This is a genomic window from Nocardioides caldifontis, assembly GCF_008087345.1.
Classification (GTDB): Bacteria; Actinomycetota; Actinomycetes; order Propionibacteriales; family Nocardioidaceae; genus Marmoricola_A; species Marmoricola_A caldifontis.
In genome coordinates, this window is record NZ_VHIB01000008.1 from 444,662 (window position 1) to 460,551 (window position 15,890).

At 73.5% G+C, this 15,890-nt stretch carries 15 protein-coding genes; 5 read left to right on the plus strand and 10 right to left on the minus strand.

Annotation, left to right across the window (positions count from 1 at the left end; all coding sequences use genetic code 11):
* Positions 1-30: 30 nt before the first annotated feature.
* A complete protein-coding gene (locus tag FIP57_RS16400) occupies positions 31-1,176 on the plus strand; it encodes a PQQ-dependent sugar dehydrogenase (RefSeq protein WP_148574585.1) in 1,146 nt (381 codons plus the stop codon).
* Between the two features lie 275 nt (positions 1,177-1,451).
* On the opposite strand, the gene FIP57_RS16405 is transcribed toward FIP57_RS16400, so the two are convergent.
* The 4 genes from FIP57_RS16405 to gatC are packed head-to-tail and all read right to left on the minus strand — an operon-like array spanning position 1,452 to position 5,297.
* A complete protein-coding gene (locus FIP57_RS16405; RefSeq protein ID WP_238993522.1) occupies positions 1,452-1,964 on the minus strand; it encodes a GNAT family N-acetyltransferase in 513 nt (170 codons plus the stop codon).
* A gap of 2 nt (positions 1,965-1,966) precedes the next feature.
* The gene (gatB, locus tag FIP57_RS16410) at positions 1,967-3,469 is read right to left on the minus strand and encodes an Asp-tRNA(Asn)/Glu-tRNA(Gln) amidotransferase subunit GatB (RefSeq protein ID WP_148574587.1); all 1,503 of its coding nucleotides are present in this window, start codon (positions 3,467-3,469) and stop codon (positions 1,967-1,969) included.
* Positions 3,466-4,983 (minus strand): Asp-tRNA(Asn)/Glu-tRNA(Gln) amidotransferase subunit GatA, encoded by a 1,518-nt coding sequence (gatA, locus tag FIP57_RS16415; RefSeq protein ID WP_148574588.1) that lies wholly within the window; start codon positions 4,981-4,983, stop codon positions 3,466-3,468. Before gatA ends, gatB begins: the two co-directional genes overlap by 4 nt.
* An 8-nt stretch (positions 4,984-4,991) precedes the next feature.
* Positions 4,992-5,297, minus strand: a complete 306-nt coding sequence (gene gatC, locus FIP57_RS16420) for an Asp-tRNA(Asn)/Glu-tRNA(Gln) amidotransferase subunit GatC (protein WP_148574589.1) — start codon at positions 5,295-5,297, stop codon at positions 4,992-4,994.
* 42 nt (positions 5,298-5,339) lie between these two features.
* Between gatC and FIP57_RS16425 the strand changes: the two genes are divergently transcribed.
* Positions 5,340-5,849: a DinB family protein gene (locus tag FIP57_RS16425; protein ID WP_148574590.1), complete on the plus strand. Its 510-nt coding sequence runs from the start codon at positions 5,340-5,342 to the stop codon at positions 5,847-5,849.
* Between the two features lie 17 nt (positions 5,850-5,866).
* On the opposite strand, the gene FIP57_RS16430 is transcribed toward FIP57_RS16425, so the two are convergent.
* From FIP57_RS16430 to ligA, 3 genes are all read right to left on the minus strand, one after another.
* A complete protein-coding gene (locus FIP57_RS16430) occupies positions 5,867-6,682 on the minus strand; it encodes a hypothetical protein (protein WP_148574591.1) in 816 nt (271 codons plus the stop codon).
* Positions 6,672-7,166 (minus strand): RNA polymerase sigma factor, encoded by a 495-nt coding sequence (locus FIP57_RS24345; RefSeq protein ID WP_162529835.1) that lies wholly within the window; start codon positions 7,164-7,166, stop codon positions 6,672-6,674. Before FIP57_RS24345 ends, FIP57_RS16430 begins: the two co-directional genes overlap by 11 nt.
* A gap of 162 nt (positions 7,167-7,328) precedes the next feature.
* Positions 7,329-9,482: an NAD-dependent DNA ligase LigA gene (ligA, locus tag FIP57_RS16440; RefSeq protein ID WP_148574593.1), complete on the minus strand. Its 2,154-nt coding sequence runs from the start codon at positions 9,480-9,482 to the stop codon at positions 7,329-7,331.
* A 69-nt stretch (positions 9,483-9,551) separates the two neighbouring features.
* On the opposite strand from ligA, the gene FIP57_RS16445 reads away from it, so the two are divergent.
* The 3 genes from FIP57_RS16445 to FIP57_RS16455 all read left to right on the plus strand — a co-directional run bounded on the left by FIP57_RS16445 (position 9,552) and on the right by FIP57_RS16455 (position 12,556).
* Positions 9,552-10,199 (plus strand): alpha/beta hydrolase, encoded by a 648-nt coding sequence (locus FIP57_RS16445; RefSeq protein WP_238993523.1) that lies wholly within the window; start codon positions 9,552-9,554, stop codon positions 10,197-10,199.
* 174 nt (positions 10,200-10,373) lie between these two features.
* Positions 10,374-10,982: a TetR/AcrR family transcriptional regulator gene (locus FIP57_RS16450; protein ID WP_148574594.1), complete on the plus strand. Its 609-nt coding sequence runs from the start codon at positions 10,374-10,376 to the stop codon at positions 10,980-10,982.
* Positions 10,979-12,556 (plus strand): MFS transporter, encoded by a 1,578-nt coding sequence (locus tag FIP57_RS16455; RefSeq protein WP_238993524.1) that lies wholly within the window; start codon positions 10,979-10,981, stop codon positions 12,554-12,556. Before FIP57_RS16450 ends, FIP57_RS16455 begins: the two co-directional genes overlap by 4 nt.
* A 60-nt stretch (positions 12,557-12,616) precedes the next feature.
* Here the strand turns inward: FIP57_RS16455 and FIP57_RS16460 are convergent, their stop codons facing one another.
* Genes FIP57_RS16460 through FIP57_RS16470 form a run of 3 tightly spaced genes read right to left on the minus strand, consistent with a single transcriptional unit; the run spans position 12,617 to position 15,887 of the window.
* Positions 12,617-13,606 (minus strand): methionine synthase, encoded by a 990-nt coding sequence (locus FIP57_RS16460; protein WP_148574595.1) that lies wholly within the window; start codon positions 13,604-13,606, stop codon positions 12,617-12,619.
* Complete coding sequence (gene mnmA, locus FIP57_RS16465) at positions 13,603-14,715, minus strand: tRNA 2-thiouridine(34) synthase MnmA (RefSeq protein WP_275266170.1); 1,113 nt, start codon at positions 14,713-14,715, stop codon at positions 13,603-13,605. Before mnmA ends, FIP57_RS16460 begins: the two co-directional genes overlap by 4 nt.
* Positions 14,712-15,887, minus strand: a complete 1,176-nt coding sequence (locus FIP57_RS16470; protein WP_148574596.1) for a cysteine desulfurase family protein — start codon at positions 15,885-15,887, stop codon at positions 14,712-14,714. Before FIP57_RS16470 ends, mnmA begins: the two co-directional genes overlap by 4 nt.
* Positions 15,888-15,890 lie beyond the last annotated feature (3 nt).

Below are 15,890 nucleotides of genomic sequence, written 5' to 3' on the forward strand. Positions count from 1 at the left end.
CGGTCAGGGCGTCTTCCCTAGGCTGCATGCATGAAGGCGTTGTCGGTCCTCGCGCTCGTCATCGCGCTGCTGCTCGCCGCGTGCTCCTCCGACGAGCCGGTCGGCGACCCCGACGCGCTCGGCTCCGCACCCTCCGCTCCCCAGCCCTCGACCAGGACCGCGGAGCCGCAGCAGACGCTGGAGGCCTCTCCCTCGGTCGGCCGCCCGACCGTGGTGCGGACCGTGGCCTCCGGGCTGGAGGCTCCGTGGGGGCTGGCGTTCCTCCCCGACGGCACGGCGCTGGTCAGCGAACGCGACACCGCGCGGATCCTCGCGCTCGAGGGGCCGCGCAACAACCGGGTGCGCGAGGTCGGCACGGTCGACGACGCCAGCCCGCAGGGCGAGGCCGGCCTCCTCGGGCTCGCCGTCTCCCCGTCGTACGACGAGGACCGGCTGGTGTACGCCTACGTCAGCACCGCCGACGACAACCGCGTCGTCCGGATGGAGTACGACGGTCGCCGGCTCGGCACCCCCGAACCGGTGCTGACCGGGATCCCCAACGGGTTCACCCACGACGGCGGCCGGCTGCTCTTCGCAGACGACGCCACCCTCTTCGTCTCCACCGGCGAGTCGGGCGAGCCGTCGTTGTCGCAGGACGCCGACTCGCTCGGCGGGAAGGTCCTGCACATCACGACCGACGGCGACCCCGCGCCCGACAACCCGCGGGACGGCTCGCCGGTGTGGTCGATGGGCCACCGCAACGTGCAGGGGCTCGCGTTCGACGACGACGGCCGGCTGTGGGCGACCGAGTTCGGCCAGAACACCTGGGACGAGCTGAACCTCGTGGAGAAGGCCCGCAACTACGGCTGGCCGCTGGTCGAGGGGCGCGGCGAGGGCGACGACTACCGCAACCCGCACGTCACCTGGCGCACCACGGAGGCCTCGCCCTCGGGGCTGGCGTTCGCCAACGGCTCCCTGTGGGCCGGCGCGCTCCGGGGCGAACGGCTCTGGGAGGTCCCGGTCACCGCGGACGGCACCGGCAAGCCGACCGACTGGTTCGTCGGGAGCTACGGCCGGGTGCGGACGGTCGTGGTCGCCCCGAACGGCAACCTCTGGATCACGACGAGCAACCGCGACGGCCGCGGCGACCCGGCCCCGCAGGACGACCGGATCCTCGAGGTCGCCCTCCCCGACTGACCCGCCGCCCTGCCGACCCGTCGCATCTTCATCCGGTTCAAGCGCCGAGTCGTCGCATCTTCACCGCTCTCAAGCGCCGAGCCGTCGCATCTTCACCGCTCTCGGGTGCCGAGGCGGCGCGTCCTCCCCGGGATCGCGGGCCGGGCCGCGACCACGACGCAGGATGTGCCGACTAGACGGCATTCCGCGTGAAGATGCGACGGCTCGGCGGGAAGTCGGCGTGAAGATGCGACGGCTCGGCGGCAAACCGGCGTGAAGATGCGACGGGTCGGCGGTCAGGGGGCGAGGACCTGGAAGAGCAGGTGGTCCTGCCAGCGCCCGGCGATGCTGAGGTACGCCGGCGCCATCCCGATCCGGACGAACCCGTTCCGCTCCAGCACCTTCTGGGACGCGGTGTTGTGGAGCAGCGTCGCCGCCTGGAGGCGGTGCAGCCCGAGCTCGCCGAACGCCAGCTCCTTCGCCGCCGCGACGGCCGAGGTGGCCAGACCGCGGCCGTTCGCCGACTGCGCGATCCAGTAGCCCAGGTTGGCCGACTGGAAGGCCCCTCGCACGATGCCGGTGACGTTGAGCCGGCCGACGATCTCGCCGTCGTCGTCGAGGACCACAAGCGGGTGGCCCAGCCCCAGCTCGTGCTCGGTCAGCGCGGCGCGGAGCGCGGCGAGCTGCCCCTCCTCGGTGAAGAACGAGTCCGGTCGCACGGGCTCCCACGGTGTGAGGAACTCGCGGTTGGCGCGCAGCAACGAGGCGATCGGCCCGGCGTCGTCGGGCGTGACGAGCCGGACCCGCACGGTCAGCTCAGCTTCTCGACGATGAGCTCGCGCACCCGGCCGGCGTCGGCCTGGCCGCGCATCTCCTTCATCACCGCACCGATGAGCGCACCAGCCGCCTGCACCTTGCCGCCCCTGATCTTCTCGGCGACGTCAGGATTGGCGGCGATCGCACGGTCGACCGCCTCGGAGAGCGCCCCCTCGTCGGAGACGACCGCAAGCCCACGCTTCTCGACCACCTCGTCCGGCTCGCCCTCGCCGGCGAGCACGCCGTCGAAGACCTGCCGGGCGAGCTTGTCGTTGATCTTCCCCTCGTCCACGAGCGCCTGGATCCGGGCCACCTGCGCGGGAGTGATCGCGAGCGCCGACAGCTCGACGCCCTGCTCGTTGGCCCGCCGCGCCAGCTCGGAGAGCCACCACTTGCGAGCCGCCTGCGGCGACGCACCTGAAGCAATTGTCGATGCGACAAGATCGAGCGCACCCGCGCCTACGGTGTCGCGCATCTCGAGGTCTGAGAACCCCCACTCGGCCTGCAGCCGACGGCGGCGCTCGGCGGGCGGCTCGGGCAGCGTCGCCCGCAGCTCCTCCACCCACTCGCGCGACGGGGCCACCGGAGCGAGGTCGGGCTCAGGGAAGTAGCGGTAGTCCTCGGCGTCGGACTTCTCCCGCCCCGGGGACGTCGTCCCGGTGTCCTCGTGGAAGTGGCGGGTCTCCTGCACCACCCGCTGGCCCGAGTCGAGGATCCCGGCGTGCCGGCTGACCTCGTAGCGGACCGCCCGCTCCACCGAGCGGAACGAGTTGACGTTCTTGGTCTCGCTGCGGGTGCCGAGGGTCGTCACGCCGTGCGGCCGCAGGGACAGGTTCACGTCGGCGCGCAGGGACCCCTGGTCCATCCGCACGTCGGAGACGTCGAGGGCCAGCATCAGGTCGCGCAGCTGCTGGACGTACGCCCGGGCCACCGCCGGCGCCTTGCCGCCCGGCACGAAGATCGGCTTGGTGACGATCTCGATCAGCGGGATCCCGGCCCGGTTGTAGTCGAGCAGCGAGTGCTCCGCCCCGTGGATCCGCCCGGTCGCGCCGCCGACGTGGGTGGACTTGCCGGTGTCCTCCTCCATGTGGGCGCGCTCGATCTCGATCCGGTAGGTCTCCCCGTCGACCTCGACCTCGGTCCACCCGTCGAACGCGATGGGCTCGTCGTACTGCGAGGTCTGGAAGTTCTTCGGCATGTCCGGGTAGAAGTAGTTCTTCCGCGCGAACCGGCACCATTCCGCGATCTCGCAGTTCAGCGCCAGCCCGATGCGGATCGCCGACTCCACCGCCTTGCCGTTCACCACCGGCAGCGAGCCCGGGAGCCCCAGGCACACCGGGCAGACGTGGGTGTTCGGCTCGCCACCGAACGTGGTGGGGCAGCCGCAGAACATCTTCGTCGCGGTGTTGAGCTCGACGTGCACCTCGAGCCCCATGACCGGCTCGTAGCGGGTCAGCGCCTGCTCGAAGGGCACCAGCTCCGGCTGGGTGAGCGTCATGCCGACACCTCCTCGGTGGCCGACGGGGCGAGCAGCGGGCCGCCCCACTTCTCGAGCAGCAGCCGCTCGAGCGCGGCGGCCGCGTTGTAGAGCCGGTCGTCGGCCTGCAGCGGCGCGAGGAACTGCACCCCCACCGGGAGGCCGTCCTCCGCGAGCCCCGCGGGCAGCGAGAGCCCCGGCACGCCTGCCAGGTTGGCCGGGATCGTCGCGACGTCCTGGAGGTACATCGCCAGCGGGTCGTCGAGCTTCTCCCCCATCCGGAACGCCGTCGTCGGCGCGGTGGGCGAGACGAGCACGTCGGCCTGCTCGAAGGCACGGCCGAAGTCGCGCGCCACCAACGCACGGACCTTCTGCGCCGAGCCGTAGTAGGCGTCGTAGTACCCGCTCGACAGCGCGTAGGTGCCGAGGATGATGCGTCGCTTCACCTCGTCGCCGAACCCGGCGTCGCGGGTCGCGGCCATCACCTGCTCGGCGCTCGGGTCGTCGACGCCCTCGGGGAAGACCCGCAGCCCGTAACGCATCGCGTCGAACCGCGCGAGGTTCGACGACACCTCGCTCGGCATCACCAGGTAGTACGCCGCCAGCGCGTGCGCGAAGCTCGGGCACGACACCTCGACGACGGTCGCCCCGGCCTCGGTGAGCAGCTGGACGGACTCCTCGAACCGGGCCTGCACCCCGCTCTGGAACCCCTCGCCGCCGAGCTCCTTGACCACGCCGATCCTCAGCCCGGCCACGTCCCCACGCCGGGCGGCCTCGACCACCGGCGGCACCGGCGCGTCGATCGAGGTCGAGTCGAGCGGGTCGTGGCCGCCGATCACCTCGTGGAGCAGCGCGGCGTCGAGCACGGTCCGGGTCACGGGGCCGGCCTGGTCGAGGCTGCTCGCCATCGCGACGATGCCGTAGCGCGAGACACCGCCGTAGGTCGGCTTGACGCCGACGGTGCCGGTGAGCGCCCCGGGCTGACGGATCGAGCCGCCGGTGTCGGTGCCGATCGCGAGCGGCGCCAGCCGCGCGGCGACCGCCGCGGCCGAACCGCCGCCCGAACCACCCGGGGTGCGCTCGGTGTCCCACGGGTTCCGGGTCGGGCCGTACGCCGAGTGCTCGGTGGACGAGCCCATCGCGAACTCGTCGAGGTTGGTCTTGCCGAGGATCGGGAGCCCGGCGCGACGCAGCCGCGTGACCACGGTGGCGTCGTACGGCGGCACCCAGCCCTCGAGGATCCGCGACCCCGCCGTGGTGGGCTGGCCGACGGTGCAGAGCAGGTCCTTCACGGCGACCGGGACTCCGTCGAGCGGCGAGGCCGGCGAGGCTGCGGAGCGCCGCTCGTCGGCCTCGGCAGCCGCGGCGAGCGCCCCTTCGGCGTCGACGTGGAGGAACGAGCCGAGCGTGCCGTCGAGGGCCTCGATGCGGTCGAGGCAGGCGCGCGTCGCCTCGACCGAGGTCGTCTCCCCGGCCGCGAGCGCGTCGGCCAGCTCGGCCCCGGTCAGCTCGGCCAGGTCAGTGGTGCCGCCCATGCCGGCGCTCACTCCTCACCCAGGATCTTGGGGACCATGAACCGCTGCTCCTCGCTGGCCGGAGCACCGGCGAGCGCGGCCTCGGGGGTCAGGCACTCGTGCACGACGTCCTCGCGGAACACGTTGCGCAGCGGCGTCGGGTGGCTCATCGGTTCGACCTCCCCCGCGCCCTCCAGCGCCTGCGACACGGTGGCCACGGACTCGATGATCTTCGGGAGCTCCTGGCCGAGCCGGTCGAGCTCGTCGTCGTCGAGCTGGATCCGGGCGAGCCCGGCCAGGTGCGCGACGTCGTCACGGGTGATCTCAACGGACATGGGCGCCATCCTACGGAGCGCGCCCGTGGTTGGATCGGGCGGATGACCGCGCCCCGACCGCCCTCCCCACGCGCCGACGACGCGCTCCTCGACGACGAGCTCACCCAGCTCGAGGCGTTCCTCGAGGACCACCGCGAGGGCATCGCGGCGCTGGTCGACGGGCTGACCGAGGACGAGGTACGCCGCAAGCTGGTCCCGTCGCTGACCACGGTGCTCGGGCTGGTCAAGCACGCGGCGTACGGCGAGCGGACGTGGTTCCAGGTCTCGCTCGAGGGGCGGACCCCTGCGGAGGTCGGCCTCCCGGAGGAGATGGACGACTCGTTCCGGCTCGACGAGGACGACACGATCGCGTCGGTGGTGGCCGACTTCCGGGCCGCCTGCGAGGAGTCACGGGCCGTCGCAGCTGGGCACGGGCTCGACGACGTCGTCGCGCACAACTGGCGCGACCCGCTGTCGTTCCGGTGGATGCTGCTGCACCTCAACCGGGAGCACGCCCGCCACCTGGGGCACGGAGACATCCTCCGGGAGCAGCTGCTGGCCGGCCGGTTCTAGCCGGCCGGCCGGGGTGCTCAGGGCTGCTCGACGATGCGGATCGCCTCGACCATCGCGTCGACGTCGCGGACCACGTCCTCCGAGCCGCTCTGCTCGACGTCCACGACGACGCGGTGGCCGGCCACGTCGAGGATCCACAACCGCTGGACCTCCCCGGCGCCGACGAACCGCGGACCGCCGGCCCCGGTCCGCCAGAGGTCGTACCGGTCGTCCGCGCAGCCGCCCGGCGCCCCTGGCTCCGGCGTGGTCAGCTCGAGGTAGAGGCCGTCGTGCCCGCCGATGGTGACGGGGGTCGGACTGCTGGCCCGGGTGCGCTCCTGTGCCGCGAGCGCCCGCGCGAGGTCGGCGGCCGACGGGCCGGGATCCTCCCCCAGGTCCCCGCGGTCGCACGGGTCCCCCATGACGCGCGTGGCCGTGTAGAGGCCGAGACCCGCGGAGTCACCGGGTTCCAGGACCGCGGAGCCTCCCCACGCTTGGAACCCCGAGGGGACCTCGAGGACCGCGCGGGGCGTCGCCGGGCCGCCGCCGTTGAACTGGGCCACGTAGGTGCCCGGTGCGATCCGCCCTTCCCTCGGCAGCGGTGTCGCCCCCTCCGACCCGGCCGGACCGGGCTCCTCGGTCACCGTCCCGCCCTGCAGGGCGGACGGCAGCCACACGGCCCCGACGGCGACGGCCGCCGCGACCAGTGCTCCCGCGCCGACGTACCTGACCCGCCGCGCCTTGCGGCGGCGCTGCACCTTCAGCATCACGACCTCCTCGGCGTGCTCGAGTGCAGGTCGGAGCTGCTCGGTGTTGGCCCGGAGCCCGTGACGGATGCGGTCCTCAACCGACATCGCCGGCCACCTCCGTCTCCTCCCCGAGCAGCACCGCGAGCCGGGCGCGCGCCCGGTGGAGGTGCTGCTTCACCGTGGACGGGGACACGTCGAGCAGGAGCGCCACCTCGGCGACCGGGCGGTCCTCGAGGTAGTAGAGGGCCACCGCGGCGCGCTGCCGTGGTGGCAGTTCCCCCAGGGCGCGGTGGAGGTCGACGTCGACCACCGGGTCGTCGACCGGCCGGTCGTCGAGGTCGACCACCGACGTGGTGCGCCGGCGTCGTGCCTGGCGCACCGCCATCCGTACCGCGACGGCGTGGACCCATGCCTGCGGCTGCTCGACGGGCTCGATCCCGTCCCACCTCTCGTAGAGCCGGACGAACGCGTCCTGGGCGACCTCCTCGGCGAGGCCACGCTCCCGGACGATCACGAACGCGGTGCGGACGACCGCCGGGTAGGTCGTCCTGAAGACCCACTCGTAGTCCGGGTGCACCGGGTGCTCCACGCCCCGCTCCCTGCCCTCCAACGTCTGCACACCAGTGAAGGGCAGCCGGAGGGCGGTGGGGTTGACACCGGGTGCGATGGTCCAGCCCAGGGCGCCGTCAGCGCAGGGTCTGCAGCCCGCCCGGTCCGGCGCCGGACGGCCCGCCGTCGCGTCTTGCTCGGCTCACTCCTCGACGGTCGCGACCTCCCGGGCCGCGTCGGGCCCCTGCTCGAGGAGCACCCGGAACCCGTCCTCGTCGAGGACGGGGACCTTGAGCTGCACCGCCTTGTCGTACTTCGACCCCGGCGCCTCCCCGACCACCACGAACGCGGTGTTCTTCGACACCGAGGACGCCGCCTTGCCACCACGGGCGAGGATCGCCTCCTTGGCGGCGTCGCGGCTCCACTCCTCGAGCGAGCCGGTGACGACGATCGAGAGCCCCTCCAGGGTCCGGGGCGTGCTCTCGTCGACCTCGTCCTCGAGGGAGACGCCGGCGGCCCGCCACTTCTCGATGATGTCGAGGTGCCACGACGCGTCGGGGTCGTCGAACCAGCGGCGGATCGACTCCGCGATCGTCATGCCGACGCCCTCGACGCCGGCGAGCTCCTCGACGCTCGCCTCGCGGATCCGGTCGAGCGAGCCGAAGTGGGTGGCCAGCGCCCGGGCCGCGGTCGGCCCCACGTGGCGGATCGACAGCGCCACCAGCACCCGCCACAGCGGCCGCCGCTTGGCCTCGGCGAGGTTCGCCAGCAGCCGCTGGCCGTTCGCCGACAGGACGGGGCCGTCCCCTTCGCCCTTCTTGGGCGCGCGGGTCAGCAGCGGCACCTTCAGCAGCTCCGCCTCGGTCAACCCGAAGAGGTCGCCCTCGTCGTGGACCACGCCGGCCTGCAGCAGCGCGATCGCCGCCTCGTAGCCGAGCACCTCGATGTCGAACGCGCCCCGGCCTGCGACGTGGAACAACCGCTCGCGGAGCTGGGCCGGGCAGGAGCGCTGGTTGGGGCAACGGATGTCGGCATCGCCCTCCTTCTCCGGCCGCAGCTCCGTCCCGCACTCGGGGCAGTGCGTCGGCATCACGAACTCGCGCTCGGAGCCGTCACGAAGGTCGACGACCGGTCCGACGATCTCCGGGATCACGTCGCCGGCCTTGCGCAGCACGACGGTGTCGCCGATCAGCACCCCCTTGCGCTTGACCTCGGACGCGTTGTGGAGGGTGGCCATCTCCACCGTCGAGCCCGACACGACCACCGGCCGCATCACGCCGTACGGCGTCACCCGACCTGTCCGCCCGACGTTCACCCGGATGTCGAGCAGCTCGGTGTTGACCTCCTCGGGCGGGTACTTGAACGCGATCGCCCAGCGGGGCGCGCGTGAGGTGGAGCCGAGCCGCCGCTGCAGCGACACCTGGTCGACCTTGACCACGACGCCGTCGATCTCGTGCTCGACGTCGTGGCGGTGCTCGCCGTAGTAGGTGATGAACTCCTCGACCGCCTTCAGGTCGGGCACCACCTTGACCCGGTCGGAGACCGGCAGCCCCCAGGCCGCGAGCGCGGCGTAGGCCTCCGACTGCCGCTGCGGCGTGAACCCCTCGCGGTGGCCGATGCCGTGGCAGACCATCGACAGCGCGCGGGTCGCGGTGACCCGCGGGTCCTTCTGCCGCAACGACCCGGCTGCGGAGTTCCGCGGGTTGGCGAACGGCGCCTTGCCGGCCGCGACGAGCGACTCGTTGAGCGCCACGAACGCCTCGACCGGGAGGAACACCTCGCCCCGGACCTCCATCACCTTGGGCACCGGGAACTCGGTGTCCCGCGCCAGCCGGTGCGGGATGGAGTTGATCGTGCGGACGTTGTTGGTCACGTCCTCACCCGTGCGGCCGTCGCCGCGGGTCAGCGCGCGGACGAGCCGCCCGTCCTCGTAGAGCAGATTGATCGCGAGCCCGTCGACCTTGAGCTCGCAGAGGTACTCCGCGCCCTCCAGCCCGTCGCGGCGGAGCCGCTGCTCCCACGCCGCGAGCTCCTCGAGCGAGAACGCGTTGTCCAGGCTCATCATCCGCTCGAGGTGGTCCACCGCGGTGAACTCCGTCGAGACCGCGCCGCCGATCTTCTGCGTCGGGGAGTCCGGCGTGCGGAGCTCGGCGTGCTGCTCCTCGAGCTCCTCGAGCCGGCGCATCGCCTTGTCGAACTCGGCGTCGGAGATCGTCGGGGAGTCGAGCACGTAGTAGCGCCACCGAGCGTCGTCGACCAGCTCGGACAGCCGCCGGTGCTCCTCGCGCGCCTCGGGAGGCACCGGGCTCTCGAGCGGCTCGACGGGCCCTTCGTCTGCTCGGGGTGGGGTCGCCATGCGCTCATCCTGCCCTGCCCCGCCGACAGTCGGTGACCGTGCCGACCGGGCGTCGGGCAGGATCTCCTGGTGAGCGACCCGCACCTGACCCGCAGCCGGCTCCGTGACCCGCGAGGGCTCGTCCTGATGCTCCACGGCGGTGCGGAGGCGAACCTCGCACCCGTCGGCAACCGAAGCCGGCCGTGGCTCCGGTCGTTGCTGATGATGCGGCAGCTCCGCCGTCCGTTCCACGCCGCCGGCCTCGAGGTCTGGCTGCTCCGCTACCGGATCACCGGCTGGAACCACGGCCAGGCGGAGCTCCCCTCCCCGGTCCCCGACGCGCGGTGGGCACTCGACCGGGTCCGCCGCGAGCACGGGGAGCTGCCCGTCGCGCTCCTCGGCCACTCGATGGGCGCCCGCACGGCGGCGACCGTCGCCGACGACGACCTGGTGCGCGGGGTCGTCGGGCTCGCCCCGTGGTTCCCGCCCGACGAGCCGGTCGAGCCGTTGCGCGGCAAGCACCTGGTGGCGGTGCACGGCCGCGGCGACCGGATCACGTCGTACGCCGCCACCGCCGCGTTCGTACGCCGGGCCGCCACCGTGGCCGCGTCGGCAGAGCTGGTCGACATGGGTCCGCTGGACCACCCGATGCTCCGCGGGATCGGCCGGTGGAACGAGCAGGCCCGGGAGCGGACGCTCGAGCTCATGGACCCGGTGCGCGCCACGAAGGGCGGCTGAACGCGCGCCACGAGGGGCGGTTCAACACTCAGGAGGCGCGCCACGAGGGGCGGTTCGACACTCTGACGGGTTGGCTGGTCCACCGGGAAAAGGGGTGGTCATCCGGCAGGCGCGGGCGTACCTTCTCGATGGAACGAAACCGTTCCGTTCTATCCGAGCCCGCCAGGAGCGCCCATGACCCCGTCCCCCCGCCCCCGCGTCGCCGGGGACCGCGAGGGCGAGATCCTCGAGGCCTGCGTCGAGGAGCTCCTCGAGGTCGGCTACGACCGGCTCACGATGGACGGCGTCGCCCAGCGGGCACGGGCGTCGAAGGCGACCCTCTACCGCCGGTGGAGCTCCAAGCAGGCCCTCGTCGTCGACGCGGTGATCCGCCGCAAGCAGGTGGTCCCCCAGGACCCGCCCGACACCGGCACCCTGCGCGGTGACCTGCTGGCGGTCTTCTGCAGCCCCACCGGGTTGCGCGACCAGCAGGGCATGCGGGTGCTGGGCAGCGTGCTCACCGCCCTCCAGACCGACCCGGAGTTCGCCACGACCTTCCGGGAGAAGCACATCGACCCGCGGCGGGCCGGCGTCGTCGACGTGTTCCGCCGCGCCGAAGCCCGGGGCGAGCTCGCCCCCGGCGTCGACCCCACCCTCCTCGGCCCCGCCCTGGTCGGGATCCTCCTGCACCGCGCGTTCGTGCTCGGGGACCCGGTCACCTCCGACCTCATCGAGCGGGTCGTCGACCAGATCATCCTCCCGGCCGCGACCAGCGGCCCCCGCCAGCCCCAGGAGTCCTCGTGACCGCCACCGACGTCCCCACCGCCGCACCACGCGCCCGCCACGCCGGCTGGGCACTGGCCCTGATCTGCGTGGCGCAGCTGATGGTGATCCTCGACGCGACGATCGCCAACATCGCGCTGCCCTACATCCAGGCCGACCTCGAGGTCTCCGACCATGCCCTGACGTGGGTGATCACGGCGTACGCCCTCACCTTCGGCGGCTTCCTCCTGCTCGGCGGGCGCTGCGGCGACCTGTTCGGGCGGCGCCGCGCCTTCACGTTCGGGCTCGTGCTCTTCGCGGTGGCCTCGCTCGTCGGCGGCTTCGCACAGAACGAGGCGATGCTGCTCGGCTCCCGGGCCGCGCAAGGGCTCGGCGCCGCGTTCGCCTCTCCCAACGCGCTCGCGCTGATCACCACGACGTTCGAGCCGGGACCCAGGCGGAGCAGGGCGTTCGCCGTCTACGGGATGATGTCCGGCCTCGGCGCGGCCGTCGGGCTGCTGCTCGGCGGCTGGCTCACCGGCCTCGACCCCACGTGGTTCGGCATCGACGTCGCCGGCTGGCGGCTGACGTTCCTGATCAACGTGCCCATCGGCATCGCCGGCGCCCTCGCGGCCCCGCGGCTCCTCGCCGAGAGCGACACCCACGCCGGCCGGCTCGACGTCCCCGGCGCACTCACCGCGACCAGCGGCCTGCTCGCCCTCGTCTACGGGATCACCCGGGCCGGTGACGAGTCGCACGGCTGGGGCGAGCGGTGGACGGTCGTCTCGCTGGTCACCGGGGTCGCGCTGCTCGTCGTGTTCGCCCTGGTCGAGCGCGGCGTCCGCGCGCCGATGCTCCCCGGACGGATCCTCGCGAGCCGGGACCGGATGGCCAGCTACGCCGTGATGGCCCTGATCCCGGCCGCCATGTTCACGATGTTCTTCTTCCTCACGCTCGTCCTGCAGAACGTCCTCGGCGAGACGCCGATGCGCACGGGGCTGATGTTCCTGCCGTTCAGCATCGTGATCATCTCCGCCGCGATGGTGGTCTCCCGGCTCGTCCAGCGGGTCGACCCCGGCCGCCTCTCGGCGCTCGGCGCGACGATCGCCGCGGTCGCGGTCTTCGGCTTCAGCCGGCTCCCGTACGACGACCGGGCCGGCCAGGTCGCGGTGGAGATCAGCTACTGGACCGACGTGTTCCCCTACATCGTGCTGATGCCGATCGGGATGTCGCTGGTGTTCATCCCGATGACGATGTCGGTCGTCCACGGGGTCGCGCCCGCCGACTCCGGCATCGCCTCCGGGGTGCTCAACACGATGCAGCAGGTCGGCGGCGCGCTCGGGCTGGCGACCCTCAGCACCATCGCGCTCAACGCGGCGACGTCGAAGGGCGAGGAGCTGTGCCGGGAGGCCGTCACCGCCGGCGGCAGCTGCGCCGACCCCGCCTTCGGGGCGGTCGCGTTCACCCACGGCGCGAACGTCGGGTTCCTGTGGTGCTCGGCGATGCTGCTGGCGGGCGGGGTGATCGCGCTGCTCTTCAACCGGCTCCGCCACCAGGACCTCGCGGTCGGTGGCCCGGGAGCCCCGGCGGCGGCACCCGCCCCGGCGGCGCACTGAGCCGATCTGCGGGATCGTCGTCCCGGCGGGCCGCGGACGACGATCTCGCAGATCGACGCGTCAGCCCGTCAGGTCGGCGGCGGCGGTGCGGCACAGCTCGAGCGCCCTGCGCGCCCACGCCGCGTCGGCGCCGGCCAACCCGCACGCCGGTGTGAGGACGAGCTCCGCGGTGGGCTCGAGCCCCACCAGCTCGAGGAACCGCTCCACCTGGCCGACGACGGCCCCGGCGGGCGGGGTCGACGCGGGCGTGGTGGTCGGCACCACGCCGAGCCAGACGCGCCGGCCGGCCTCGAGCGCCGCGGCCACACCGTCGTGGCCGCTCGCGTCGAGGAGCCCGAGGTCGACGCCCACCCCGGGCGCGCCCACCTTCTCCAGCAGGTCGAAGGGGACGTCGGGCGCGCAGCAGTGCACCAGCGGGTCGGCGCCCGCCTCGCGCACCGCGCCGAGCACCGCCTCGAGCGCCGGGGCCGCACCCTGGGCGTCGACCGAACGGTGCCGGCCGAAGCCGGAGGCGGTCGGGACCTTGCCGGCGAGGACGGCAGGGAGCGCCGGCTCGTCGAGCTGGACGACGAGGGTGGCGCCGGGGACCCGCCGGCGGAGCTCGGCCACGTGGTCGGCCACCCCCTCGGCGAGCGACTCGGCCAGCTCGCGCCGGGCACCGTGGTCGGCGAGGACCCGGTCGCCGCGGGGCCGCTCGACGGTGGCGGCCAGCGTCCACGGGCCGGTGACCTGGACCTTGAGGAGGCCGGCGTAACCCTGGGTCTGCTCCTCGAGCGCGTCGAGGTCCTGGCCCAGCAGCGACGCGGCCCGGCGCTGGTCGAGCCCCGGGGTGCTCGACGACGTCAGCCGCCACCCGGCCGGCTGCAGGTCGACGGTCAACCCGCTGAGCAGCGCCACGGTTCGGCCGGTCATCGTGGCCGCGGCGCCGCGTCCCGGGACCTCGGGGAGGTAGGGGAGGTCGGGCAGCTCGCCGAGCACGGTGCGCAGCGCCTCGTCGAAGGCGTGCTGGTCGTCACCCGGGTGCGACCCGACGCCACTGGCGAGCGTCACGGCGCCGTCGACCCGACGCAGACCCGCGCGGTCGACGCGATCGTGCAGGAGCCGACCACCCGCGTGCCGTCGTAGACCACCGCCGACTGGCCGGGCGCGATGCCTCGCGCGGGGTCGTGGAGCTCGACGGTGACCTGCTCCCCCACCACGCTGACCCGGGCGCGGTGCTCCTCGCCGTGCGCCCGCAGCTGCACCGTCCCCTCGAGCGGCTCCTCCGGCGCGTTGCCGCACCACCGAGGGCGGATCCCCTCGAGCCGGTCGACGGTGAGCTCCTCCCGCGGACCGACGGTGACCGTCTGCGACACCGGCTCGATGGAGAGCACGTAGCGGGGGCGGCCGTCGGGCGCGGGCCGGTCGATCCGCAGCCCCCTGCGCTGGCCGACGGTGAAGGCGAACGAGCCGTCGTGGGTGCCGAGCACCTCACCGCTGGCGTGGTCGACGAACGTGCCGGACCCGGCCCCCAGCTTGTCCTTGAGCCAGCCACCGGTGTCGCCGTCGGCGACGAAGCAGATGTCGTGGCTGTCGGGCTTGTCCGCGACCAGCAGCCCCCGCTCCGCGGCCTCGCGGCGCACCTCCGGCTTCGGGGTGTCACCGAGCGGGAACAGCGCGTGGCGCAGCTGCTCCTGGGTGAGGACCCCGAGGACGTAGGACTGGTCCTTGCCGTGGTCGACCGCCCGGTGCAGCTCGACCGAGCCGTCGGGAGCCTCGCGCAGGGTCGCGTAGTGGCCGGTCGCGAGGGCGTCGAACCCGAGGCCGAGCGCGCGGTCGAGCATCGCGGCGAACTTGATCTTCTCGTTGCAGCGCAGGCACGGGTTGGGGGTGCGGCCGGCGAGGTACTCCCCCTTGAAGTCCTCGACGACGTCGTCGTGGAACCGCGCGCTCAGGTCCCAGACGTAGAAGGGGATCCCGAGCACGTCGGCTGCGCGCCGCGCGTCGTTGGCGTCCTCGATCGTGCAGCAGCCGCGCGAGCCGCTGCGGTAGGTGCCGGGGTTGCGTGAGAGCGCCAGGTGCACCCCGGTGACGTCGTGGCCGGCGTCGACCGCCCGGGCGGCGGCCACGGCGGAGTCCACGCCGCCGGACATCGCGACGACGACCCGCTGCCGGCTCACCGGTTCGCCGCCCTCGCCCGCTCGACGGCCGGGCCGATCGCGGTGACCAGGGCGTCGATGTCGGAGGGGTCCGTGGTGCGCCCCAAGGTGAACCGGAGGCTGCTGCGTGCCTCGGCCTCGTCGCGCCCCATCGCGAGCAGGACGTGGCTCGGCTGGGGCACGCCGGCCGAGCACGCCGACCCGGTCGAGCACTCGATGCCCTGGTGGTCGAGCAGCATCAGCAACGAGTCGCCCTCGCAGCCGGGGAAGCTCAGGTGGGCGTAGCCCGGCAGCCTGCGTTCAGGGTCGCCGTTGACCCGGGCGTCGGGGACCAGCTCGAGGACCCGGGTCACGAGGTCGTCCCGGAGCTCCGAGAGCCGGGCGGCGTGGTCCGCCTGCTCCTTCACCGCGTGCTCGACCGCGGCCGCGAACGCCGCGACCGCCGGGACGTCGAGGGTGCCGGACCGGACCTGCCGCTCCTGACCGCCCCCGTGGAGCAGCGGGACGAGGGCGAGGTCGCGGCGGACGACGAGCGCGCCGACGCCGTACGGCCCGCCGAGCTTGTGGGCGGTCAGGCTGAGGGCGTCGAGCCCGCTGGCCCCGAAGTCGACGGGCACCGCGCCGACCGCCTGCACGGCGTCGGAGTGCACCGGGATGCCGTGGGCGGAGGCGATCGCAACGACCTCGTCGACCGGCTGCACCGTGCCGACCTCGTTGTTGGCCCACATCACCGAGACGAGCGCGACCGACCCGGGGTCGGCCTCGATGCGGGCGCGCAGCTCGTCGACGTCGAGCCGGCCGCGGGCGTCCACCCCGATGAGCTCGACCTTCGCGCCCTCCCGCTCGGCGAGCCACTCGAGCGCGTCGAGCACCGCGTGGTGCTCGACGGCGGACGCGAGGATCCGGACCCGGCCGGGGTCCTGGTCGCGGCGGCACCAGAAGAGCCCCTTGACCGCGAGGTTGTCGGCCTCGGTCCCGCCGGAGGTGAGCACCACCTCGCCGGGGCGGGCGCCGAGCGCCCGGGCGATGCGCTCGCGCGACTCCTCGACCACCCGCCGGGCGTCACGCCCGGAGCCGTGCAGGGAGCTCGCGTTGCCGACCACCCGCAGCCTCGCGGTGAGCGCCTCGAACGCGACGTCGACCATCGGCGTGGTCGCGGCGTGGTCGAGGTAGACGGTCGGGTGGTCGCTCATCCC